21 protein-coding genes are annotated in these 24198 nt (G+C 62.8%); 17 read left to right on the top strand and 4 right to left on the bottom strand.

Features of this window, described 5'->3' with window-relative positions; genetic code table 11:
- Nucleotides 1-380: 380 nt before the first annotated feature.
- From AC6I6H_RS19285 to AC6I6H_RS19345, 13 genes are all read left to right on the top strand, one after another.
- Nucleotides 381-518: a hypothetical protein gene (locus AC6I6H_RS19285; protein WP_497955708.1), complete on the top strand. Its 138-nt coding sequence runs from the start codon at nucleotides 381-383 to the stop codon at nucleotides 516-518.
- Nucleotides 519-828: 310 nt separating this feature from the next.
- Nucleotides 829-1698, top strand: coding sequence for a formyltetrahydrofolate deformylase (purU, locus tag AC6I6H_RS19290; protein ID WP_497955709.1), 870 nt, complete (start codon nucleotides 829-831; stop codon nucleotides 1696-1698).
- 21 nt (nucleotides 1699-1719) lie between these two features.
- A complete protein-coding gene (locus AC6I6H_RS19295; protein WP_497955712.1) occupies nucleotides 1720-2619 on the top strand; it encodes a RimK family alpha-L-glutamate ligase in 900 nt (299 codons plus the stop codon).
- A complete protein-coding gene (locus AC6I6H_RS19300) occupies nucleotides 2612-3643 on the top strand; it encodes an ATP-grasp domain-containing protein (RefSeq protein WP_497955714.1) in 1032 nt (343 codons plus the stop codon). Before AC6I6H_RS19295 ends, AC6I6H_RS19300 begins: the two co-directional genes overlap by 8 nt.
- A 211-nt stretch (nucleotides 3644-3854) precedes the next feature.
- Nucleotides 3855-4061, top strand: coding sequence for a helix-turn-helix transcriptional regulator (locus AC6I6H_RS19305; RefSeq protein WP_497955716.1), 207 nt, complete (start codon nucleotides 3855-3857; stop codon nucleotides 4059-4061).
- On the top strand, nucleotides 4054-4482 hold the full coding sequence (locus tag AC6I6H_RS19310; protein ID WP_497955720.1) for a hypothetical protein: 429 nt from the start codon (nucleotides 4054-4056) through the stop codon (nucleotides 4480-4482). The genes AC6I6H_RS19305 and AC6I6H_RS19310 overlap by 8 nt, the downstream gene beginning before the upstream one ends.
- A gap of 15 nt (nucleotides 4483-4497) precedes the next feature.
- The gene (locus tag AC6I6H_RS19315) at nucleotides 4498-5202 is read left to right on the top strand and encodes an ABC transporter ATP-binding protein (RefSeq protein WP_497955722.1); all 705 of its coding nucleotides are present in this window, start codon (nucleotides 4498-4500) and stop codon (nucleotides 5200-5202) included.
- The gene (locus tag AC6I6H_RS19320; RefSeq protein WP_497955726.1) at nucleotides 5199-6779 is read left to right on the top strand and encodes a putative ABC exporter domain-containing protein; all 1581 of its coding nucleotides are present in this window, start codon (nucleotides 5199-5201) and stop codon (nucleotides 6777-6779) included. The genes AC6I6H_RS19315 and AC6I6H_RS19320 overlap by 4 nt, the downstream gene beginning before the upstream one ends.
- Before the next feature lie 418 nt (nucleotides 6780-7197).
- Nucleotides 7198-8010: a hydroxyethylthiazole kinase gene (gene thiM, locus AC6I6H_RS19325; protein WP_497955729.1), complete on the top strand. Its 813-nt coding sequence runs from the start codon at nucleotides 7198-7200 to the stop codon at nucleotides 8008-8010.
- Nucleotides 8011-8060: 50 nt separating this feature from the next.
- Complete coding sequence (thiD, locus tag AC6I6H_RS19330; RefSeq protein ID WP_497955731.1) at nucleotides 8061-8918, top strand: bifunctional hydroxymethylpyrimidine kinase/phosphomethylpyrimidine kinase; 858 nt, start codon at nucleotides 8061-8063, stop codon at nucleotides 8916-8918.
- The gene (thiE, locus tag AC6I6H_RS19335; protein ID WP_497955732.1) at nucleotides 8908-9618 is read left to right on the top strand and encodes a thiamine phosphate synthase; all 711 of its coding nucleotides are present in this window, start codon (nucleotides 8908-8910) and stop codon (nucleotides 9616-9618) included. The genes thiD and thiE overlap by 11 nt, the downstream gene beginning before the upstream one ends.
- Nucleotides 9619-9737: 119 nt before the next feature.
- The gene (locus AC6I6H_RS19340; protein WP_497955735.1) at nucleotides 9738-9935 is read left to right on the top strand and encodes a hypothetical protein; all 198 of its coding nucleotides are present in this window, start codon (nucleotides 9738-9740) and stop codon (nucleotides 9933-9935) included.
- Between the two features lie 225 nt (nucleotides 9936-10160).
- Nucleotides 10161-11225 carry a MerR family transcriptional regulator gene (locus AC6I6H_RS19345; RefSeq protein ID WP_497955738.1) on the top strand — a complete coding sequence of 355 codons (1065 nt, stop codon included), beginning with the start codon at nucleotides 10161-10163 and terminating at the stop codon, nucleotides 11223-11225.
- Nucleotides 11226-11846: 621 nt separating this feature from the next.
- Here the strand turns inward: AC6I6H_RS19345 and AC6I6H_RS19350 are convergent.
- The gene (locus AC6I6H_RS19350; protein ID WP_497955741.1) at nucleotides 11847-13427 is read right to left on the bottom strand and encodes a helix-turn-helix domain-containing protein; all 1581 of its coding nucleotides are present in this window, start codon (nucleotides 13425-13427) and stop codon (nucleotides 11847-11849) included.
- 153 nt (nucleotides 13428-13580) lie between these two features.
- On the opposite strand from AC6I6H_RS19350, the gene AC6I6H_RS19355 reads away from it, so the two are divergent.
- Nucleotides 13581-15692, top strand: a complete 2112-nt coding sequence (locus tag AC6I6H_RS19355; protein WP_497955743.1) for a glycoside hydrolase family 52 protein — start codon at nucleotides 13581-13583, stop codon at nucleotides 15690-15692.
- Nucleotides 15693-15845: 153 nt separating this feature from the next.
- Here AC6I6H_RS19355 and AC6I6H_RS19360 read toward each other — a convergent pair whose 3' ends face one another.
- On the bottom strand, nucleotides 15846-16955 hold the full coding sequence (locus tag AC6I6H_RS19360) for a hypothetical protein (RefSeq protein ID WP_497955747.1): 1110 nt from the start codon (nucleotides 16953-16955) through the stop codon (nucleotides 15846-15848).
- 250 nt (nucleotides 16956-17205) lie between these two features.
- Between AC6I6H_RS19360 and AC6I6H_RS19365 the strand changes: the two genes are divergently transcribed.
- The 3 genes from AC6I6H_RS19365 (at nucleotide 17206) to trhA (ending at nucleotide 18836) form a co-directional block, all read left to right on the top strand.
- Complete coding sequence (locus AC6I6H_RS19365) at nucleotides 17206-17481, top strand: hypothetical protein (RefSeq protein ID WP_497955750.1); 276 nt, start codon at nucleotides 17206-17208, stop codon at nucleotides 17479-17481.
- Nucleotides 17478-17993 (top strand): DinB family protein, encoded by a 516-nt coding sequence (locus AC6I6H_RS19370; protein ID WP_497955753.1) that lies wholly within the window; start codon nucleotides 17478-17480, stop codon nucleotides 17991-17993. The genes AC6I6H_RS19365 and AC6I6H_RS19370 overlap by 4 nt, the downstream gene beginning before the upstream one ends.
- A gap of 201 nt (nucleotides 17994-18194) precedes the next feature.
- Nucleotides 18195-18836 (top strand): PAQR family membrane homeostasis protein TrhA, encoded by a 642-nt coding sequence (trhA, locus tag AC6I6H_RS19375; protein ID WP_497955756.1) that lies wholly within the window; start codon nucleotides 18195-18197, stop codon nucleotides 18834-18836.
- Nucleotides 18837-18977: 141 nt separating this feature from the next.
- Here trhA and AC6I6H_RS19380 read toward each other — a convergent pair whose 3' ends face one another.
- Both AC6I6H_RS19380 and AC6I6H_RS19385 read right to left on the bottom strand, forming a co-directional pair.
- The gene (locus AC6I6H_RS19380; RefSeq protein ID WP_497955758.1) at nucleotides 18978-22139 is read right to left on the bottom strand and encodes a VWA domain-containing protein; all 3162 of its coding nucleotides are present in this window, start codon (nucleotides 22137-22139) and stop codon (nucleotides 18978-18980) included.
- Nucleotides 22123-24198, bottom strand: a complete 2076-nt coding sequence (locus tag AC6I6H_RS19385; protein WP_497955760.1) for a BatA domain-containing protein — start codon at nucleotides 24196-24198, stop codon at nucleotides 22123-22125. The genes AC6I6H_RS19380 and AC6I6H_RS19385 overlap by 17 nt, the downstream gene beginning before the upstream one ends.

A 24198-nucleotide genomic window follows, 5' to 3' on the forward strand; every position in this document is an offset into this window, starting at 1 on the left:
TTTATTTTCATTTTCTGTGGTGCCCGCCAGGGCATGGGGCTAACGAGGAACAAGCGCATTTCCTATCGGGAGGCCCTGCGCGTTTCCATCCGTAGAACCTACGCGTTTCGCCAAGGGAAAACCGGTGCATTTTCTGCCAAGAGAACCTTCCCGCTTCCCGCCAGATAGGTCCAAGCTGGTCTAAAAGCGGCGAAAAAGGCACTGGTGTGCGCATTTGAACACATTTTTCGCGTCGGGCAAAGCGGTTCTTCCGACAGCAGGAAGCCGCCGTTCCTTTCCCAAGCCCGGAGCCATTCGGCCCAAAAAGCGTTTCACGGCCCGGTCAGCGGGTAAAGGTATAACACGACAGCAAGATTAACCCCCAAAAGGAGGACAACACCATGAGAAAAAGCATTTTGTTTACCGCCCTGACCGCTGGAGCCGCTTATCTGATGCGCAACAAGGACGCCCGGGACAAACTGATGACCCAGGTGCGCTCCTTCGCCCAATCCAAAAAGAGCAAAACGCCGACCGCCTAAAAAGCAGGCTTGTTGCGCCTGGACCGGCGTATCTCGTAAGAGGCGGCGGCTGGTAAAAGGAGCATCGCTGCAAGGCGGCATACGGCATAGAGTACGCGGCGCTTCCGGTTTCTACTGAGCGCTCCAAGCGAAGAGAAACCGGACGGCACGCGAAAAAAAGGATGGCCTAAGCAAAGCGGGTCGTCCTTTTTTTGCGTTCCGGCAATTCGCCGACGCTGTGCATACCCAAAGCGGCCGAAATAGCCTATAATAAAACCAATTTGACCGGACCGCCAAAAAGGCGGCATACATAAGGAGGGCCCACACATCCATGACCACACCGACCGACACCAGAGCGACGCTGCTTATCTCCTGCCAGGACCAGCCGGGAATCGTCGCCAAAATCGCCGGCCTGCTTTATGAAAACGGGGCGAACATCGCCACCTCCGACCAGTACACCACCGATCCCGTGAACGGGTTGTTTTTTATGCGCATTGCTTTTGACGTCGCCCGTTTGCCGGAGGCCGAGGAAGCGCTGCGCGCCAAAATCGCTGAACTCGCCGGGGAAATCGGCTTTGAATGGAAGCTTTCCCTTGCCCGCCAGACCAAACGGATGGCCGTGTTCGTTTCCAAGGAAGATCATGCCCTGCTGGAGCTGCTTTGGCAGTGGCGCTCGGGCGATCTGCTGGCGGATATTCCGCTGATTGTCAGCAACCATGAAACCGCCCGTCCCCTCGCGGAGCAGATGGGCATCCCGTACTTCCACGTGCCGGTCGACAAAGCCGACAAATCGGCCGCCGAAGCCGAACAGCTTCGTCTGCTGGCGGAGCATGACATCGACGTCGTTGTGCTGGCGCGGTACATGCAGATTTTGACGCCGGCCTTTGTGGACCGGTACCGGAACCGGATTATCAACATCCACCATTCATTTTTGCCCGCGTTTGTCGGTGCGAAGCCGTATGAGCGCGCCTATGCCCGCGGCGTGAAAATTATCGGGGCGACGGCCCATTACGTCAACGAGCAGCTGGACGAGGGGCCGATCATCGAACAGGACGTGCATCGCGTCACGCATAACGAAAGCGCGGAGGACCTGAAAAAAATCGGCCGCCACGTCGAGCGGACGGTGCTGGCCCGGGCCGTGAAATGGCATCTGGAGGACCGTGTCATCATTCACGGCAACAAAACCGTTGTGTTTGCCTGAGAAGGAGTGGAGTCGGACGGCATGAAAACATGCGCCATTGTGTACAACGGCAGCCTGAACAGCGAAAAGTTTCTGTATCAGGTGCGTTGGCTGGAAAGGACGGCGAAGGAGCTGGCCCTCGACGTCCGCGTCCTGCCCAACCATGAGCTGACCCCGGTGATCGAGGGAGGACGCGCCGCGATCAAGGGAAAATACGCGGGGTACGAGCCGGATTTCATTTTCTTTTGGGACAAGGACATCCGGCTTGCCCGGCATCTGGAGCGGATGGGCTTTCGCCTATACAACCGTGCGGCCAGCATCGAGATTTGCGACGACAAGGCGCGCACCTACGAAACGCTGGCGAATCACGGGCTGCGCATCCCCAAGACCATAACCGCCCCGCTTGTTTACAGCGGATTCGAGCCGGCGGACGATACGTTCGTTGAAGCGGCCGCGGACGAGCTTGGCTTTCCGATGGTCGTCAAGGAAGCGTTCGGTTCGTTTGGCGAGCAGGTTTATTTGATCCGCGACCGGGAGGAGCTGGCCGCGATTTACCGGCGGCTTTGCCACGTGCCGCATGTCTGCCAGGAGCTGATCGCGAGCAGCTGCGGCCGCGACTTGCGCGTCAACGTTGTCGGCGGGAAGGCCGAAGCCGCGATGCTGCGGCGGTCGGAGACTGATTTCCGCGCCAATGTATCGGCCGGCGGCCGGATGGCCGCCCATACGCCGACGGAAGAAGAAGCGCGGGCGGCCGCAGTGTGCGCACAGCTGGTTGGAGCCGATTTTGCCGGCGTCGACCTGCTGTTCGGACCGGACGGGGAACCGATTGTGTGCGAAGTGAATTCGAACGCGCATTTCAAAAATATTTTCGACTGCACGGGGATTGACCTGGCCCGCATAATGCTGGAATACATACTGGAGGAGAGGGACTGTCGTGCTTAACGGATGGCTGGTCTACAATGAGCCGGACGCCCGGCGGAACCGGTCGTACATCGACTGGTTTCTCGGCGAGGCGGAGGAAGCGGGCATCGGGCTCCGGCTGGTCCGCAAGGAAGACATCCGGCACGGTGTCCGGTCCGGCCGCCTTTTTCTCGCCTGCATCGGCGCGGATGAGCGGGAGGACGGGAGGCTTCCCGACTTCTGCATCATGCGCAACATCGACCCCCTGCTGTCCCGCCAGATGGAGGCGCTTGGCGTCCGCGTTTTCAATCCGTCGGCCGTCTCCGGGCTGGCCAACGACAAGGCGCGGACGTGCCAGTTTCTCGCCGGGCATGGGATTCCGATGCCCGACACGTTGTTTTTGGACGCCTCGGATTACCGTGAGGAGCGGTACGCCGGACTGGCGTATCCGCTCGTCCTGAAAACCGTCGGCGGGCGGGGCGGGAGCGAGGTGCGGCTGGTCCGGTCGGCGGGCGAGCTGACGGAGGCGCTTGCCGTTGGAGGGACGTCTGGGCCCTCCGCTGCACCGTCGTTTGCCGGCGACCTCATCGCCCGTTCCGCCGAAACGTCGCCGTTCACGGGCGACCCGATCGCCCGTTCCACCGAAGCGCCGCCGCTTGCCGCCGACCCGGCAGCACAAGCCGCGACAATGCCGCCGCCCGGCGCGCGCCGGTACATCCTGCAGGAGATGGTCACACCGGGACGCGACGTGCGCGTGTTTGTCGTCGGCAAGCGGATCGCCGCGGCGGTGCTGCGGGAGTCGGACGCCGATTTTCGGGCGAATTTTTCCCTGGGCGGCCGCGCTTCGCTGCATTCGCTCACGGATGAGGAACGCGAACTGGCGGAACGGATCGCCGGACTGCTGGACCTTGGCCTGGCCGGCATCGATTTCGTCTTTGACGCCGCCGGAAGGCCGCTGCTGAACGAGATCGAGGATGTGGTGGGCAGCCGGACCCTGTCGCTTCACTCCGACATCAGTCTGCCCCGGCTGTACCTGCGCCATATCGCGGACAGCCTGGGCGGATAAAGCCCGCCTTCCGGGATACGAAATAAGGCCGAATTCCCCCAAAATGGCTGAAGTTCGCCCCGGAAGGTGGTTCAATTGGCCGTTTCTGCGCGGATGCTCCACTAATCTAAGTAAAGCCAACTTGACATAGTTGGCTTTTTTTTCTAAATTGGTGTTAAGCAAGCTTTACATATCTCGGAGAACCTGCTTCTCCATGCCGCGGAGGGATTTCATGCGCAACCGAATTCGGGCCTGCCGGGAGCGATGCGGAATGACGCAGCAGGAATTGGCCGACCGCGCGGCTGTATCCCGGCAAACGATCATTTCGCTGGAGAGCGGGAAATACAACCCGTCCATTCACCTGGCTTACCGGATCTCCAAAATCTTCGGGGTAACGATTGAAGACGTCTTTTTATTCGAGGAGGAGGAAGATGAATAAGGAAGTTGCCCGTTTCCTCAAAAGGGATCGTCTTTACGGCCTCTGTCTGATGGCGCTGGGCGCAGCCGCGGGGCTGGCGGAATGGCTGAACCGCAGCTTCGGCTGGATTGAGAGCGGCGCCTTCGGCGGGATTGCCATCGGGTGTCTGTGCGGCGGGGCGGCCATGCTTTTTACCGGCCGGATCGTGCGAAAAAGCCCCGAAGCGATGCGGAATTATCAGGCCCAAAACGAAGAACGCAGCGTATTTATCCGGATGAAGGCCAAAAGCGCCACCTATACGGCGACCTATTACATCCTGTGCGCAGCGGTGATAGCGGCCGCCTCCGCCGAATGGGAAGCCTGGCGGCTCGCCACCGCGCTGCTGTTCATCAACTTGGGCGTTTATGTGGCTTTTTTGCTTTACTATCACCGCAAATATTGATCGGAGGGGAACAGAATGCTTCAAGTCAGGGAGTTGACCAAGGCTTACGAAAAAACGCTGGCCGTAAGCGGCGTCAGTTTCGAGGTGCTGCCGGGGGAAGCGGCGGTGCTGCTCGGCCCGAACGGAGCGGGCAAAAGCACGACGATCAAGTGCATCATCGGCCTTCTGAACCACGAGGGGGAGGCAAGCGTCGGCGGGCAGCCGAGCAAAAGCATGGAAGCGAAGCGGCTGTTCGGCTATATTCCCGAAACACCGGCGCTGTACGACATGCTTACCGTGCGCGAGCATATGCAGTTCATCGCCCATGCCTATGGGTTGAAGGACTGGCAGGAACGGTCCGAGAAGCTGCTGGCGCGTTTTGATCTCACCGACAAAGCCGACAAGCTGGGCAAGGAGCTGTCCAAGGGCATGCAGCAAAAGGTCAGCATCTGCTGCGCCCTGCTGCCGGAGCCGAAGGTGCTGTTCTTCGACGAGCCGATGATCGGGCTCGATCCCCGCGCGATCAAGGAGCTGAAGGCGGTGTTTGCCGAGCTGCGCGAGGCGGGGGCCAGCCTCCTGATCAGCACGCACATCATCGACAGCGTAGAGGACGTTTGGGACCGGGCGCTGATTATGAAGGACGGGCACATTCTGCTGTCGGGCACCCGCCGCGAGATCGCCGCCAGCGGCGAAACCCTGGAGCAGGCGTTCTTCCGGCTGACGGAAGGGGACCGGGTATGAAGCCGCTCCTTTACGTCTTCCGGCGGACGCTGGTCAATTCGCTCAAGGAGCTGCGGCGGAAGCCGGGCATTCTGGTCTCCTATCTGATTCTGGCGCTGCTGTTTGTCTTTATAATCATGACTACGTTTATGACCGATCCGGCCGAGCTTCCCCGAAAAGGCACGCCGGAAACATACGGCGCAATCGTGGCCGCCGTTCTGCTGGTCGTCGCGCATTTTAACGTCAAGCGGAGCATCAAGTCGGGAAGCAGCTTTTTTCGCATGGCCGATGTCAACCTGGCCTTCACCGCTCCGATTTCACCCAAAAAGGTGCTGCTGTACGGCTTTCTGAAACAGATCGGCATGACCCTCCTGACCGTCTTTTTCCTGTGCTGGCAGCTGCCGAACCTGCGCAACAACTTTGACGTGGACGCGGGAGGCATGGTCATTTTGCTGGCCGGCTTTTTCGCGCTGCTGTTCCTGCTTCAGCTGCTGGGGCTGCTCATCTACTCGTGGACCTCGCGCACGGCGAGGGCGCGCAGGCTGGCGGAGCGGATCTGGACCGGTTTTCTTGCGGTGCTGGGCGTTTTCTTTTTGTACCGGCTGGTTGAGCTGAAGGATGGACTGGAAGCGGCAAAATCCGTTTTGAACGCGCGCGCTTTTGAGTGGATTCCGTTTCTCGGCTGGTTCAAAACGCTGTTTATGGCCTCGCTGACGGGCCTGTCCACCGGCTTTTGGGTTGCGGCGGCATTGATCGCGCTGACGGCCCTCCTGCTCATAACGGGCTTTTATCTGCTGAAAGCGGACTATTACGAGGATGTGCTGGCCAATACGGAAACAATTGAGTCCCGCGTGGCGGCCAAACGGGAGGGAAAGCAGCAGCCCGGAGCACTCTCGCCTGGGAAGGTCCGCAGGGTGCAGCAGCGTTACGGAGGGACGGGGGCGGCGGCGCTCTTTTACCGGCAGCTGCTGGAAATGAAAAAGACCGGCTTCCTGTTCGTCTCCCGTTCCACGCTTCTGCTGGCCGCGATCGGATTCGCTGCCCAATACGTCATCAAAGAGCAGGGCATCACGATTCTTTTGATGTTTGCGATCTACTATTTGTTCATCATGTACTTTCAAAGCCGGTGGGTGCAGGAGCTGGCCCGTCCTTATATTTACCTGCTGCCCGCAAGCTCGGCGGCGAAGCTGTTTTATGCAACCGTGGGCGACGCGGTAAAAAACCTGATCGACGGGCTCGTTTTGTTCGTTGTGGCGGGGGCTTTCATGGGGGCGCCTCTTCCGGTGATTCTTTTGTCCGCTGTCGCTTATGTAACATACGGCGCGTTTTTCACGTATTCGGATGTGCTGTTCCGGCGGCTGTTCGGTCCCGTTCATTCCCGGGTGCTGCAGGTGTTCCTCTGGTTTTTCCTGATAATTCTCCTGTTAGCTCCGGGTATCGTCGGCGGTTTGATCGTCAAGGGGAACGTGTACGGCTTTGAGCCGGGACTGGCTGCGGACAGCCTCTTCTGTCTCATCGTGATCGGGTGGAACCTGCTGGTGGTAGCCGGGACTTTTGCGCTGGGCAAGGGAATTTTCGACCGGATGGAGATGAAGTAAACCCGGAGGAACGGCGAAAAAACGCTTGCAATTCACCGGGAGGAAGTCTACACTTATCGCAAAACCGAATCACACGGGAGCTTGCCGTTAGCAGGCTGAGAGTGCGGCTATTATCGCCGCAGACCGTCGAACCTGTTGGATAATGCCAGCGCAGGAAAAGCAATTCTCGGAAGCGGTGCGTCTTTGGACGCGCCGCCCGCTGCGGCGGGCGGCGCGTTTTTTGCGTTTGCGGGGAGGAAGGTTTGCGCGAAGGTATCGTTGGCGGGCTTTCGGCCGTTTCCTCCATCGTTCCGCCGATTCCGCCGCTTTGCCGCTTCTGCGGCTGACGCGCGTTGCCCGGCTGTGGCTCTGAGCATCATGTCCGTTGGCGCTGCGGGCTCTCGAAAATCGGAAATCAGTATGGGAAGGCGGTTGTTTAATGAATCTTCAGCATTTGGCGGACACGTTTGCCGGCGTACGCTCGCAAAAGCCGTTGGTGCACAACATCACCAACGTAGTGGTGACGAATTTTACGGCCAATGGCCTGTACGCGCTCGGCGCTTCGCCGATTATGGCGTATGCCAAGGAAGAGGTGGCGGATATCGCCCGGATTGCAGGCGCCGTTTCGCTGAACATCGGCACGCTGGATGAAACGGTGGTCGAGGCGATGCGGCTGGCCGGTGATTCCGCCAACCGGCACGGCGTTCCGGTTGTGTTCGATCCGGTCGGAGCCGGCGCGACGGCGTACCGGACGGAAACGGCCCGGCGGTTGATGAAGGAGCTCAAGGTGACGGCCATCCGGGGCAACGCGGGCGAAATCGCCAACGTGATCGGACGAGAGTGGACGGTGAAAGGCGTCGACGGCGGAGACGGGGCCGGAAGTCCGGCGAAGCTGGCGGCGGAAGCGGCGCGTACGCTCGGCACGGTAGCCGTCATCACCGGCAAGGAGGACTTTGTTTCCGACGGGCAATCGGTGTGGACGGTGCGGGGCGGCTCGCCGCTGCTTGCGCTGGTAACCGGAGCGGGCTGCCTGCTGTCCTCCGTGGTCGGCGCGTTTGCCGCCGTGGAGGCGGACCCGGTAAAAGCCGCTGTCGCCGCGCTGGCCGTTTACAGCACGGCGGCCGAGCTGGCGGAGGAACGGGCGGCCGGCCGGGGGCCGGGCAGCTTCCAGATCGAGCTGCTTAACAGCCTCCATGCCGTTAAGGCGCAGGACCTTTTGGAGCGGGCCAAGGTGGAGCGTATTTTGGCCTAGCATAATCGGTGACGTTTGCGGCTGGCCAGATTCGGAAAAGAGGGGAAACAATGAGCATACAAGAAACAGTGGCGCGTCCGGTGCCGAAGGCGCTGACCGTGGCCGGGTCGGACAGCGGTGGCGGAGCGGGCATCCAGGCGGACCTGAAAACATTCCAGGAGCTTCGCGTTTATGGCATGTCGGCGCTGACGGCGGTTACCCTGCAAAACACGCTAGGCGTGCACGGCATTCATCCGGTTCCGCCGGAGGCGGTGGCGGGCCAGATCGACGCGATCGGCGAAGACATGGGAACGGATGCCGTGAAAACCGGCATGCTGTTCAGCGGCGAGATTATCCGCGCGGTTGCGGACCGGCTCCGCCGGTACGGGTGGCGCAGCGTGGTGGTGGACCCGGTGATGATCGCCAAGGGCGGAGCGGCGCTTTTGCGCGAGGAGGCCATGCGTGCGATGAAGGAAGAGCTGCTGCCGCTTGCCCGCATCGTGACGCCGAACCTTCCGGAGGCCGAAGCGCTGACCGGCCTGGCGATCAAGGATATGGCGTCGCGCCGGGAGGCGGCCCGCCGTCTGGCCGCCATGGGAGCCGCCAATGTGGTGATCAAGGGCGGGCACGGAGAAGGCCCGGAAGTCATCGACTTGCTGTTCGACGGCCGCGATTTCCATGAGCTGGCGGGCCCCCGCACGGAAACGCGCCACACGCATGGAACCGGCTGCACCTATTCGGCCGCGGCGGCGGCGGGACTTGCCCGCGGTATGTCCGTCGAAGAGGCGGTGCGGCTGGCCCGTGACTATGTGCAGGCTGCGATTGAAGACAGCCTGGGGGTCGGCGGGGGGCACGGGCCGACGAACCACTGGGCCTACCGGGACCGGCAGGCCGCCGCAGCGGGGAGCGTGAGCGCGGATGGACGCTAGAATAGCAGGTTCCAGCGGAAGAGGGGATGGTTTAGCCGGAAACACACGCACTCTTCGGGATATTTTGCGGCTGTATTTCATTATGGGCAGCAACAACTGCCGGCTTGATCCCGTGCGCGTGCTGGCCGAAGCGATCGAAGGCGGCGCGACGGTATTTCAGTTCCGTGAAAAAGGGACAGGCAGCCTGAGCGGCGCGGAACGGCTGCTGCTGGCCCGGGAGCTTCGGGCGCTGTGCGCGCGGCGCGGGGTCCCGTTTCTCGTCAACGACGACGTGGACCTGGCGCTGGAGCTGGACGCCGACGGCGTTCATGTCGGCCAGGAGGACGAGGCGGCCGCCCGTGTGCGCGCCCGCATCGGGCCGGACCGCATCCTCGGGGTGTCGGCGCATGACGAAGCCGAAGCGGCCGAGGCGGTTCGCCAGGGGGCCGACTACCTGGGCGTCGGCCCGCTGTATGCGACGAGCACCAAGGAGGACGCCCGGGCGGCGTCCGGCGTGCCGGTGCTCGGCCGCATCCGCGCGGCGGGCGTGCAGCTGCCGATCGTAGGGATCGGCGGCATCGGGCCGCATAACGCGGCGGAGGTAATCCGCGCGGGCGCGGACGGCGTTTCCGTGATCAGCGCCATCAGCCTCGCGGATTCTCCGCTCGCAGCGGCGCGCGCCCTGAACCGCGCCGTGGAGGAAGCGCTGGCCGGCCGGTAACTCGCCGGGTGGCGCTTTCCGCTCTTGCCGCCCGCGCGGCGGGACTGGCGCGGATGGAGCGGGGCGGCCGGACCGGCGCGGAAAGGGCGGCTCGGTGCGGACAGCGAGCCGAGGAGGCGATGGGAACGAGCAAACGGGAGGCCCGGAAGGCCGCGATCGGCGGCGAGAGGGTTGACCGCCGAGCCGCCGGCGGACCGACGCGGGAGAGCGAGCGGGACGGCGGGATCGGCGGGAAAGAGCCGGCCGATGAGCCGCGGCGGACCGGCGCGGGAGAGCGAGTGGGACGGCGGGATCGGCGGGAAAGAGCCGGCCGATGAGCCGCGGCGGACCGGCGCGGAAGAGCGAGCGGGCGAGGCGGCTGCCCTGGCGCGGAAAGAAGAGCCCGCGAAAGCGGGCTCTTTGCCGTTGGCGAGAAGCTTGGCGAGCGGCTCGCCGGGATGGAGCAAACGCAGAAAAAATCTCTGCCGCCGGGCCTTGACCGTTCCCTCACGTCACGGTTTATGATGAAGACAACAAGTGATCGGCGGAAGGGAAGGAGAGCCATGAAAATCGGAGAGATCGCCCGGAAAACGGGGCTGACCAAAAAAGCAATCCGTTATTACGAGGAAGCGGGACTCATCGTCTCAAAGCCCGAGCCCGGCAATGGATACCGGGAATACGGAGAAGAAACGGTGGCGGCGCTGCTGGAGATCCGGCTGCTGCGGGAGCTGGACATGCCGCTCAAGGACATCGCCGCCATCCGTCATTTTCCTCAGGAGCGGGAACGGGTGCTGGCCGCTCATCTGGAACGCCTGGAGCGGGAATCGGACCGTCTTCGCAAAAACCGGCGGCGGGTGGCGCTGCTGCTGGAACGGCTGGAGGCGGACGGGGCCGCTGATGCGAATCCGGCAGGAGCATCCGCGCAGCTGCCGGCCGGATTCGCAAGCCCAGAGCCGGCTGCCGGCCGCACGCCGGAAGAGGCCGTTCACGCAGGAGGGGACGAGCGTTCGGAGGCGGAATCGGAATGGCTGCCATTCGTCCGGTCCATGCTGGAAGACAGCCGGCCGGACGGGACGGAGCGCGCGCAGGCAGCGCTGCTGCGGCTGTTTCCCGGTCCTTTTGGCGCCATACTGGCCGTGGAAATCGGAGCGTTTTTGACCGAGCCATTGGATACGCCCGAGAAGCGGCAAGCCTGGGAGCGACTGGTGGAGGGGCTGGACTCCGAAGAAGCCGTTGAGCTTCCGGAAGAAGTCGCCCGCCTCTATGCTGCGCTGTCCGAGGAGGAAATCGAGGAAATGGCCAATGCGATTGCATTAGCCAAGCGGCAGCTGGCGGGAATGTCCGAAGAGGAATTGGCGGAGCTTGTGCGGCAAATGCCGGAAATGACGGCGGAGCGCAACCGCGTTAACCGGGAAGCGTTTGGAGACGGCAATCCGTTCGCCGAGGCGGAGCGCACAAAGCTGCCGGGATTTGTGCTGGACGGGAGCATGGCAGACTGCCTCGCCGTCATCAGCGGAGAGTACGCCCGTTACCGCGAACGACTTGCATGGCTGCAAGAACAAACGGGACTTCGGTATGACGAAAACGGCATGATCGTCGGGGCGGAAACGAAGGACAGCTTCCAGTAGCGATTCCTTCGACCTAAAGCGGCTGACCTGATTTGGCAAAATGGCAAACGAGAAGCTGGCGAACTTCACGCGCAAAAAGAAGAAAACCGGACGGGGCAAAGAGCTTGCCCCGTCCGGTTATTTCACTTTCAGCTTCGTCGGAGGTTTGAAGTGATCGGAAAGTCCTCCATTTGACCTCCATTGGCACCTTCTTTTGCAATCAGCTGCACAAGCAGTTCATCATTCGAGCAGAAAAAAGGCTCTTAATCCCTTCTCACCCGATACGGTGCGTTGCCAAAGCCTGCAGAAAGATAGAATGTTGCTAATATGCATCATTCTTTCCTCCTGCAGGATAAATCGGATGAACAATGCTGCGATTATGCAGCATTATCCGTCATTTTTCAGAAATACAACGGTGAACTAAAAAATATCCTGCATAATCGCAGCATTCTCCGGAAAAACAGTTTTCTCCCGGCATAATGCTGCATTTTTGCAGGAAAATGTTGCCCGAGTCGAAGGAAGAACAGCGCCTTACTCTCTCGAGCCCGGTGCGTATGGTACCTTGGACATTTCATGTATGTTCTAGCGGATAACGGTATTTTATGGAGGGAGTTCAAAGTGTTTTGTTTGGCACCGTCACTTTCAATGCGTCAAGCGGCGGTAGGAAAGCGGCGACAGGCCGGTCCAGCGCTTGAACTGCTTGCTGAAATGCGACACCTCGCGGTAGCCAAGCTGACGGGCGATCTCGTCAACGGACAGGCTTCGGTCCATCAGCAGCAGCTTGGCCTTGCGGATGACCAGCGCGGACAGGTACTGCCGCGGCGACTGTCCGTAGACGCGCCGGAACGTCCGGTTGCAGTGCGCCCGGCTGTAGCCAAGCTCGGCGGCGATACGCTCAATCTCCACACGGTCGGCGTCGGGTTCGCGGTCCGTCACCGCGGCCTGCAGCCGGCGTTCCATTTCCTCAGCGAGCGCCGACGTGTACTCCAGCCTGGTTCGCCCCGCCGAACCCTCTTGAGCTGCCGCATCCTCCCGGGGCCGCAAAGCGCGGCACAAAGCAGCGAGAATCCGGAAGGAGGCTTCCAGGAGGGCCAGCCGGTCTCCGGCAAAGACCGGCTGTTCCGCTTGGGTGGAAGCGGAAGCTGCCAAGCTTGTGCCGTTCGGTTCCGCCTGTGCGAAATGTCCGGTTACATCCGGCAAATCCGACTCGGGGGTTTGCCCGAGTGCATCCGGTGCTCCCGCGTGAGTGGAAGGTCCGGGCGCATCCGGCAAATCCGACTCGGGGGTATGCCCGAGTGCACCCGGTGCTCCCGCATGAGCGGAAGGCCCGGGCGCATCCGGCAAATCCGACTCGGGGGTATGCCCGAGTGCATCCGGTGCTCCCGCCTTGGCGGAAGGCCCGGGCGCATCCGGCAAATCCGACTCGGGGGTATGCCCGAACTCATCCGGTAAATCCGCTTTGGCACTGTGCCCATGCGCATCCGACTTGGGGGCGTGCCCGAGCCCATCCGGCGCTTTCTCCTGGGCGATAGGTTCGTACGCATACGCTCCCGCCTTGGCGTAATACTCAAGCGCATCCGGCACTTCCGCTTTGGCGGAATACCCGGGCGCAACCGGCAAATGTGCCTCGGGGACGTGCCCGGACGCTTCGTACAGCCCCGCCGCAAGCTGCGGCGGCAGAGCGCCGTGCGCTTCCCGAAGCTCTGTTGCGAGAGGCGCCGCACGTCCGCCGCCGCGTTCGCCGTTCGGGCCCGCTGCACACATAGCGCCACGCGCTTCGTACAGCCTCGCAGCAAGCTGCGGCGGGACCAGGCCGGCGAGCGCTTGCCGCAGCTCTGCGGCCTCCGGGTCGTGCGCGGGCAGCAAAGAGCCGCTGGCGGCCAAAAGCGTTTCCCGCAGAGCGGCATCGTCGACATCGAAATGCAGGCTGAAGTAAACCATTTCGCCGCCGTTTGCGGAGCCCAGGCTGGAGTGCTTGACGCCGGGGCCAATCAAGGCGATGTCGCCCGGCCGCTGCCAAACCTCCTCGCTGCCGAAGCGCAGGCCCTGCATCCCGTGCAGCACCAGATTGAGCTCAAACAGCGGATGCGTGTGCTCCGGGTAGTGCCAGCTACCGTTTACGCTGCGGGTATGCGCGGCGAAGGTCCGGAACGCAAAGTGAACGTCGGGCAGCATCCGGGTTTCCATGCTGTTTTCGACGCCGTCGGGGATGGCGAGTCTCATTGGGACAAATCCTCCTTTGCAATCGGTTTCATTATACCATTTTTCCGCCTCGGAGGTCTCATTTGCCCAAGTTCTTGCCTGCTTTGAACCTTCATGGGCCCGGCCAAATCGACTAAGATGAGAGGGAGAAGTCGACCAAAAGGAGCGAAGTCGATGAAACGAAACGATTTTTTCAATGCCCACCACTCTCCGATTGGAGCGTTTGCCAGCTTTACCCTTGGGTTTCCCGGCGCTTCGGGCGGGTTCGACCTGGAGCTCGGCCGCCCGCCCGGACAAAACGTCTTTATTGGCCTGGAGCGGCAAAACGGAACCGGTTACGATACGCTTCCCTTTCACGAAAGCTCGGAATCGGATGAAGCGTTGCGCTACGACCCGGAAAACGCCGAAAGCGCCGCAGTCACCGGCATGCTGCATCCGTTTCGCCGCACGGAGGTAAAACGGGAGTTCCGGCTGGGCACGGACGAATGGACGGCCGGCGACCTGACGTTCCGGCTGCTGTCCCAGGTGCGGCCCGTCCCGGACCCGGAGACGGCTTCCGAGGACGAGCTGAAGGAAGTGCTGATCCCCGCCATACTCGCCGAGCTGACCGTGGACAACCGCCGTTCGGACCGGCCGCGCCGCGCCTTTTTCGGCTACCAGAGCACGGACCCCGTCGCCGCCCGGCGGCGGCTGGAGGATACGGTGCCGGGCCTCGTCGGCATCGGCCATGGGCGCAGCGGTGCGATTGTTTCGGCGGACGGACTGGCGACGGCGGCGACGCATTTTTCGCTGGACAATATTTTCAATACCCCGCTCAAGGAAAACTGGACGTTCGGGCTCGGCTCTGCGGGCGCGCTTCTCGTGGAGACGCCGGCCGGGGAAACGAAGACCTTCCGTTTTGCGATCTGCTTCCACCGGGCGGGCTTTGTCACCACCGGCATCGACGCTTCTTACTGGTATACGCGGTATTTTCCAAGCCTCGAATCGGTGGCCGCTTACGCGATTGAGCGCTACGATACGCTGGCGGAACGGGCTAAGGAAGCGGACCGGCTGCTGGACGGGGCCAAGCTCTCGGAAGACCAGCGTTTTATGCTCGCGCATGCCATCCGCAGCTATTACGGCTCGACGCAGCTGCTCGATTACGAAGAGCGCCCGTTCTGGATCGTCAACGAAGGCGAGTATCGCATGATCAACACCTTCGACCTGACGGTGGACCAGCTTTTTTACGAATTGAAATTCAACCCGTGGACGGTCAAAAACGAGCTGGACATGTTTACGAAGCGTTTCAGCTACGAGGACCGGGTCCGTTTTCCGAACGACGAAACCGAATATCCGGGCGGCATCAGCTTTACGCATGACATGGGCGTGGCAAACGCCATTTCCCGTCCCGGCTACTCGTCCTATGAGCAGTACGGGCTGACCGGATGCTTCTCGCACATGACGCACGAGCAGCTGGTGAACTGGGTGCTGACGGCGGCGGTTTACGCGGAGCAAACCGGGGACCGCACTTGGCTGGAAGCCAATCTGCCGGTGCTGGCCCGCTGCCTCGAAAGCATGCTGAACCGCGACCATTCCGATCCGGCGCAGCGGGACGGCGTCATGAGCCTCGACAGCACGCGGGCGATGGGCGGAGCCGAAATTACGACCTATGACAGTCTGGACGTTTCCCTTGGGCAGGCCCGCAACAACCTCTATCTGGCAAGCAAAAGCTGGGCGTCGTACGTCGCCATGGAAAAAATTTTTCGTTCGTTCGGCGACGAGGAGCGAGCGGCGGTCAGCGCGGAACAGGCGGCGCGGGCGGCGACAACGATGGCATCCCATTTGACGGACGAGGGCTATATTCCGGCGGTCATGGGCGAGGGCAACACCTCCCGCATCATTCCGGCAATCGAAGGGCTGGTTTTTCCCTATTACACCGGATGCGCGGAAGCGCTGGACCCGGACGGCCGGTTCGGCGAATACCGGAAGGCACTGGATACGCATCTGTCAACGGTGCTTGTCCCGGGCGTATGCCTGTTTGACGACGGGGCCTGGAAGCTTTCCTCGACCACCGGCAACAGCTGGCTCAGCAAAATCTACCTCTGCCAGTTTGTCGCCCGCCATATCATGGGCCTGCCGCATGACGAGGCCATGGCGAAGGCGGACGCGGCGCATGTCGGCTGGCTGACCGATCCCGACAATGCGGTCTGGAGCTGGAGCGATCAGATGATGAACGGCAAAGTTCACGGAAGCCGGTATTATCCCCGCGGCGTGACGGCGATTTTGTGGCTGGAGGAAAACCGGTAGGACGTGTAAATGCCCGCGCGGGCAATCGATGTGAAAAAGAAGCCGGAAGTTCCGCATGTGGGACTGACCCCTGTTGGTGAGACAGGGGTCAGTCCCTTTCTGGGAACCTCCGGCTTTTTTGGCCGGCACCCGTCGGGCCGGTTGCGGATGGAATTAGCGTTCGTCGATGCCGATGTAGCGGACGGGCCTTTCCGGCTTGCTGTTGCCGAGAAGCAGATTTCCGCCGGAGGTCCAAAACAGAAGCTTGGCCCGGCCCAGATTCACGGCGCGGCCGGAACGGGTGTCCAGCAGCCAAACGTCGGACTTTTCGGTTTCCGCCGCATACCAAACCGGGTTTTTTCCCGGCTCGGGCAAAAACCGCACCGCTTCCGGGAAGGCCGCTTTGCCGGCAGCCCGTTCCAGCAGCTTTAAGGCACCGGCCGGCTGCGCCGGATGCCCGGTGTATACCGCGCGGTTCAGGTCAATCCGGATCCGGCTTGTGCCCGACAGATCCTCTCTGCCCTCCTGCAGAACCGTGACGGTGCGGTTGTCGTTCCATACCACCGGGTAAGGGAACAGATATCCGTCGCTGTGCGAAAGATAGCTGGCGTTGGTTTTCCGGTATACGATTCGCCCGTCGCGGTCAAGAACCAGGAGATCCGCCTCCGGGGCCAGCCGCTCGCTGGATGCCACCAGCAGGGCGAACCTCCGGTTGTCGGGCGAGGCCGCCATGCCGTAGACGGGCAGTTTGGAGGAGTACAGCTTTTTGGTTTCGCCGGTTTTCAGATTGGCCAGGTACAAGGTTCGGTTTCCTTTGACGGCGGCGATTTCATCCCCCAGCAGCCGGTCGCCGTACAGGACGTCGATTCCGTAATCATTGCCGAAGCTTTTCTCGGGCTTTGTCCAGTCGGGCTCGGGAAGCGCGGTCTGTCTCCCGTCCATGATAAGAAGCGGAGAGGAACTGCCGGGGCTATACGCGAGAAGGGCTTTCTCTTCCCCACCGTCCACCCAGACCGGCTGAAAAAGCTCAAAGGGTGCGGAAGACGGCCGGAGCAGGACCGTTCCGTTCCGGTCGATTAGCCGGACTCCGTCAAATGCGTGCGGGCCGGCGGTTTCGGGCGTCCCGGTTCCGCTTTTGCCGGATGACGCGGCGGTTTGGGCGGCGGCATGCGCCGAAAAACCGGAGATCCCGGGAAGAGGTTCAGCCGAAGCCAAGGCGGACGCACCTCCCGGAAGAAGCAGAACGAGGACAGTCAGGAGCGGAGCAAGCCGTTTTATTTTCATGCGGTCACATCCATTCTTTGGATTCTTCTCCAATAGACTCATCCGCCGGCGAAAAGGTTTCAACACGATCCAAGCTGCTTTCAACGGGCAAAAAGGGGGGGTCTTGTCCAAACGATCAGCGCCGACGGCCAGACCCTTGCCGGAGGAAAAGGAAAAGGTTCGGCAGGGCAAGTGCGGAATGCTATAATGAACGGGAATGGAAAGAAAGCTTCATCGGACCGGACAAGCACAAAAGCGAAGGAGGATGCATATGCGTTTGGAAATCACAGGGGCCAGTCTGGAGCACTCCCCGGAGGACGGTTACGTCGGACAAGTTGCCTTTACCGTGGAGGGTCACCGCCATCCTTACGAAATTACCCTGCAAAGCAAGAAGGGAAGGGACTGGAGCTACAGCCTTCACTTCCTGAACGAATCGGGCAGCGAAGAGGACATTCTGGCCGTGGAGGACTGGCTGGAGGAGGACGACGATACGTTTGACCGGCTGACGGAAGCCGTGATGAACGCCGGAAAGGGGGAGGGGCGATGAACCGCCGACCGAAGGAAGGCCAATACCCGCCGCATACCGGCGCTTATCTGAAGCTGCTGCCGGAGGGGGACCTCTTCGGCATTTTGGAGGAGCAGGGCCGGGAAATGGACGCCTTGTTCTCTTCGTTGACGGAAGAGCAGGGAGGGCACCGTTACGAGCCGGGAAAATGGAGCCTGAAGGAGCTGCTCGGCCACATGAACGATACGGAGCGGATCATGGCGGCCCGGGCTCTGCGCATTGCGCGCGGCGACAAGACGCCGCTGCCCGGCTTTGAGCAGGACGATTATGTCCCTCTCGCCGGATCGGAACAGCTGACGTTTGCGTTCCTTCTGGAGGAGCGGGCGGCGGTCCGCCGGGCGAGCCTTCTGCTGTTCCGCGGCTGGCCGGAGGAGGCCTGGGACCGGGAGGGCACCGTAAGCGGCCATCCGACAACCGCACTTGCTCTGATGGCAATCATCGCAGGACATGAAAGACATCACCTGAATGTGATCCGGGAACGCTACCGGATTTGATCCTTATCCGCCGCAAGTTCGTTGGCCGCCCGGTTTCGGGGCTTGCGGAACGCGGCGGTTCGCTTTTTGACCGGGATCGGTTCTTTCTGGAATCGGGAGGAACATCGCGGTATAATGGGAATAACTTACGGTATGGGCGTTCGCGGAGCAGACAGCGCGGCGGGCCGCTCAAGTCCGGTACAAAAAGGAGCGTGAGCCGCTATGGCCAATACGCATGTTTACACCCGCAGGGAAGAGGTGGCCAATGCCGTCACGCACGGAATCGGGGTCGTGCTCAGCGTTGCCGCGCTGGTGCTTTTGATTGTGTTTTCCAGCCTGCACGGTACGGCTTGGCATATTGTCAGCTATACGATCTTCGGCGTGACGATGCTGCTGCTGTACACCTCCTCCACGCTGGTTCACTCGTTTCCGGAAGGAAAGGTGAAGGATCTTTTCGAGATTTTCGACCATTCCTCGATCTATCTGTTCATTGCCGGGACCTACACGCCGATCATGCTCAGCGCCATTCGCGGCCCGCTTGGCTGGACCCTGTTCGGTCTGGTTTGGGGGATCGCGGCGGCAGGGGTCGTGTTCAAGGCGTTTTACGTAAAACGGTTTTTGTTCACCTCGACGCTGATTTACATCGCCATGGGCTGGCTCATTGTCTTTGCGTGGAAGCCGCTCGTCGGCTCGTTCCCTTATGAGGGCGTCCTGCTCCTGGTGGCGGGCGGGGTGCTGTACACGGTCGGCACCATCTTTTATGTGTGGCGGAGTTTTCCGTACCATCATGCCGTTTGGCATTTGTTTGTGCTTGGCGGTTCGGTGGCGCATTTCTTTTCGCTGATGTACGCGTTGCCCGCTTGATCCGTTCGGCGGCGGGTTATAAGGGAAAAAAAGCAGGAAGGCATAAAAAGCCGGAAGGGATAAAAAGCAGGAAGGCATAAAAAGCAGGAAGGCATAAAAAGCAGGAAGGCATAAAAAAACCGAAAGCGATGGCGCTTGGCGCTATCGCTTTCGGTTTTTTGCCGCGAGCAGGCGGCTCATGCGGTCGGCCGAGGTCTCGCCGCCGGCGGCTGCCGGGTCGGCGGGCCGGGAATTTTCCGGCGCAGGCCGGTCCGCACGCGGTGCCGAAGAGGCGGCGGGCGAGGCCTGCGCCGGAGGAGCGGACGCGGCGCCGCGCTGCCCGCCGGCAGGGGCGGGCGGCGAGTGCGGGCCGCTTGCCGCCGGCGGAGCCGGTACGGCAGCCTGCGCCGGGCCGGCCGCAGCCGCCGAAGCGGACCGCTCGGCGGGCCGGCCAGCCTGCGGCTGGGCCTCGCCCGAGGGCCGCGCTGCGCTGCCCGCCGGCCTCGCCTGGCCGCCCGGCGGCTGCGCGGCCGGGCCCGCCGCTTGCGCCGGCGCGCTACCGGCTTGCGCGGCGGAGCCTTCCGGCCGCCGCTCCGTGCCGGCCGGCTCCGGCGGCCCGCTTCCCGCAGCGGCCGTCCCGCCGGCGCCGCCGTAAAACGCGGCCGTGCGCCGCTGCCTGCCACGCAGCCGCTCCAGGCGGCCCGCCGCTTCGCTGCCGCCGCCGGCCGGTGCGGGCTCTGGCGCTGCGGCTCTTCGGCCGCCAGGCCGCGCGAGCGCCGCGAAGCGGTGCCACGGCACCGTGAGCCGCCGGGCCGCGATGTCCAGCGGCCACAAAAGCAGCGCCGCGATGATCAGCGCCAGGCTGAGGTCGCGCAGCCGCTCGGAGCTCCGAACGTCGCCGGAGAAGACCTCCTCCGGCCGTTCGGCGGACAGGACGCGGCCGCCCGTCAGCTCGGCGAGCTGGCGCAGCCGTTCGCCCGAATCCCCGGCGGATATGCGGTACTCGGGCGAATAGGGAATGACAAAGCCGGTCGAGGCGCTGCCGGCCGGGTTGCCCTCCGCGTCGGTCAGTTCGACGCGGGTCAAATAAGCGCCAGGTGCGGCCGCGTCCAGCCGGACTTCGTATTCGCCGGGCGCGACGGGAACGGCGTCCAGCACCCGCTCCTGCAAATCGTCGCCGGTAACGGTCACCTTGGCCCCGGCCGGGGCAGTTCCGGCGCCGCTCCCCAGGCTGATGACCGTTTGCGAGCCGGACGTGGAAGCCTTGAGCTCCACCGGGGAGCTTTCAAACTGGGGAAACGTCCATTTCAGAACCGTAGAGAAAACCTCCGGGAACCGCGTCCAGCCGGTCCAGCCGGGTGCCCATTTGCCCGTCACATCGCTGGTCCAGGCGACGCTCCGCCCGGAGCCGTACTGCCACCGGGCCAGGAGCGGATCGGGCTCCGGGCTCAACAGGCTCGTTTCCGCCGTATCCTTGGGCGTTGCGGCGACGTAGGCGTTGATCCGCGGAACGCCGTCCACGAACAGCTCCGTCCAGTCGCCGGCCTGCCCAAGCTGCGGCACAAAAGGCTTGTCGACGATGTAGGTGCGCGACAGCAGCACCGTTTCCCGGCTGAAGATCGCCGGGAGCGTGCTCTGGTCGTTTGTGTAGTAATAGCGTCCTTTTGCCAGCTCCGCCAGCCGCTGAAGCAGCTGACGGTCCGAATCGCTTCCGACGGCAACGGTGGACATGGTCGTCCGGTCGGCTTTCATTTCTTCGATTACGGCCTCGTAACCGGCGCCGCCCGCCGACTGGCCGTCCGTCATCAGAATGATATGCTTGCGGGCGGCGTCGATCCCCTTCATTTCCTTTTGCGCCTCCGCGACAGCCGGGAAAATGTCGGTCCCGCCCTCGGGCTGGATCGACTGGATCTGGGCCAGCACCGCTTCTTTGTCGGTGAGCTTGGTTGGTTCCACGACCCACCAGCGGCTGGAATCGAAGGCCAGCACGCCGACCGTATCCTGCTCGCGCAGCAGCTCGACGGTGCGCATGGCGGATTCCTTGGCCAGCTCCATCTTTTGCCCGCCCATGCTTCCGGAGCGGTCGATGACCAGGATCAGGGCGAGGGGAGGGATTTCGCGTTTGCCTTCCAGCTCCATTTTGACCGGAAGGGCCCGTTCGATCGGCGTTTTGAAATACCCGCCCATTCCGTAGCTGTCCTCTCCGCCCGTCATGACGAGCCCCATGCCGTAGTCGCGCACGGCCTGCTCGATTGTCTGCATCACGGTTTCGGACATCCGCACGGCGGACACGTTGTTCAGGATCAGGCTGTCATAGGAAGCATAATCGGACAGCTCCCGGGACAACTGTTCCGGCGCAATCGTTTCATGCCCGACCAGCCCGGAATCAAGCGCTTTTTCGAGATTGGCCGAGGTGCCCGGCACGCCTTCCACGATCAGGACGCTCGGGGGCCCGGATACCCGGCTGTACGCATACCCCGCGTTGTTCGCGTCCTGCGTGTCCCCCGCAAAATAGATTTCCGCCCGGTAGCGGTGCAAACCGGGCTGTTCGGCCAGTCCCTGCAGGGCAAACCGGTTTTCGCCTTTTTCCACCCGGACGGCTTGTCTGGCGATCTCGCGGTTGTCTTCGTACACGCGAAGCTCGCCCTCCGCTGCGGCCGTGCTGTTCAGCGTGATTTCCACGGTGTAGCGCTCCGCCTGATACAGCGATACCGGCAAGGTGACGCTTTCCACGGCGACATCCGCCCCCGCCGCCCGGGCGAGCGGCAGCACATCGACGGCAATGCCGCGGTCCTTCAGGAGCCGTCCCTGCCGGAGCAGGTCGCCGGTGTTTTCTTCTCCGTCGGAGATCAGCACAATCCGCCGGTCGGCTCCTTCGGGCAAAAGTCCGGCTGCCAGCTGCAGGCCGCCCGCCGGGTTGGAAAAGGACCCGTTGACGCCGGCGGCGAAGCGGAAGCCGTCCAGACCGGAAGCGGCGAGGGAACGCTCTGATGCCGCATCAAAGCCCGCCGAGACGATGCCCACGCGGTCCTTGTCCGCTTTGGCGGAAGCCGAGCGGACGATCCAGCCCAGCGCTTCGTCCGTCCGGGGCATGCTGTCGGAGCGGTCGGCGACATAAAAAACCGCCCGCTCCTTGACGACCGTAACCATCTGCATACCGGCCACGGCGAAGATCAGAAGGAGCACAATAAGCGTGCGCAGGGCAAGGGAAAAGGATTTGCGCAGCTTGCCCCGGCGGGCGGGCGTGCGAAGCGAGACATAGAGGAAGGCGGCCAGCGGAAGCGCCAGCAGCAAAAACCAGGGCTGCTCAAAGCGAATGCCCACGCCGGTACACCCCCCATTCCACAAAAATAATCAGCAGTGCGGCAAGCGCCGCCCACCGGGCAAGGGGAAACGCCGATCGGTCGTCCGTTCCCTGACGCGCACCGTTAGCGTTTCCGGTTTCCGTATCCGGCTCGTTTGCTCCGGCGCCGCTTCCCAGCGCGCCTTCCGCCGCCGGATCGTTTGCATCTGCGCCGGGTTCGGGGGCGCCGGCTTCCGTGCCCGCGATAACGCCGCCCGGCAGCGGACCGGCAAAAGCCTCCGCCGGGTCGGCTGTAACCTCCAGGTATCCGTTTCGAACCGTTCCGTCGCCGCCGGTTTGTTCAAACCGGTACAGCCCCGGCAGCTGCGGCGCCGTTTGAACCGGCGAGACCGCGCCTCCGCGCAGCTCGGCCTCCGCCGGCTGCGGCAGCCCTCCGGTTCCCGCGGCCGGAACCTCAACGGCCTTCCAGGAGGCGGAGGCTGCGGACGGCGCAACCGCAAGCTCCAGCTTTTCTCCTGCCGTCCAACGGCCGAGACTGGACGCCCCCGCGGAGCTCAGCCATTCGGCGGCGTTTTGCACCAGGATCGGGAATTCGGACCGCAAGGGAAGGTCGGATTCATGCAGGTCAAAGGTGAACAGCAGGCGCGGGGCGCCTTCCGCCTGGCCGGCGATCACGAGCGGCACGCCGCCGGCGGAAACCAGAGCTTTGCCCCACACCGGAATTTCGGTACGGATGGCCGTGGACAGATGAACGTCCCGAAAGCCGATATGCTCCGTGACCGGATGGGGCAGAATGGAATAGCCCCCTCCGGGCACCGCCTCCGCCGTTCCCTCGATGCCGCTGCCGATGCGCCAGACGGCCTTGCCTTTCTGGAGCGCTTCCCACGCCGGGCCGGAGGCTTCCTCCGAACCCGCGTCGAACACCAGAAAGTCGGGCTCCGCCGTCAGCTCCGGCGGCTCGGCGGACTGGACGGCTTTGAGCACTTCGATATTCAGAAGCTGCAGAGCCTTTTCCAGAAACAAGTTGCCGTCCGTTACCAAAAGCGCCCGTTTGGGGCCTGTATCCGCCAGGACGGCGAAAAGATCGTTGTCGGCGGCGTAGCCGTCGTTTGTGTTCAGATGAAGCCGGTAATACGCGGCAAGCGGCAGGCCGCTGAACGCCACGGCCCGCTGTTCGCCGGGACCGAGCGTTATCGTACGGGTGTCGGCGGCTTGCCCGTCGGCATACACGGTCAGGACCGCTTCGGCCGGCTCCGTGCCGCCGTTTTTGAGCGAGGCGACGCCGTCGGCGGACGCCGGTCCGCCGGCCGGAGCATCGGGATTTGCTTTTACGCCGAATTGCACCAGCCCTACATTGGCCGGTGACGCCGCCCCGGCCTCCACTACGGTCACCGGCACCTGATACGGGATGCCGGAGGGCGTTTCCGTCCAGCGGCGGTCGGTAAAGACAACGATCTCGGCATCCTCCTCATCTGCGGTAAGAGAGGCGGCCAGGGACATCGTTTCCTTGTAGGCCGTCCGGCCGTATTCGGGGCTCACGGCGTTTACCGTCTCGGCCACCCGGTCCCGGTTCTTCTCGCGGCTGAGCAGCACCTCGGGTTCGCGTCCCATGCCGATGAGCGTGATTCCGCCGTTTCCGCCAAGCTCCCCGGTGTAATCGAGCGCCGCTCGTTTGGCCGCTTCAAAACGGGTTTCGCCTCTTTCGGCAGCGGCGGAACCTTCCGCTGCTGGACTTTCCGCGCCGTCCGGGGAAGACGGGGCTTCGCCGGATGCCGCCGTCATGCTGGCGGACCGGTCAAGGATCAGCACGACATGCGCTTTGGGAGCGGCCTTGGCGTAAACAAAAGGCTCCATGGCGCTAAATACAAGCAGCGCCGCCGCCGCAAGCTGCAGCAGGAGCAGCAGGCTGTTGCGCAGCCGCTGCCAGGGACGGCTTGCTTCGGTCTCGCGCAGCACGCGGTCCCACAGCATGTGGCTCGCCACCGGCGTGTCGGCGTATTTGCGTTTCAACAAGTACATCAGCAAAATGGCCGGGAGCGAAAGCCCGAACCACAAGCCGGCCAGCGAGGCAAAATGCAC

Source organism: Gorillibacterium sp. sgz306347 (genome assembly GCF_059735245.1).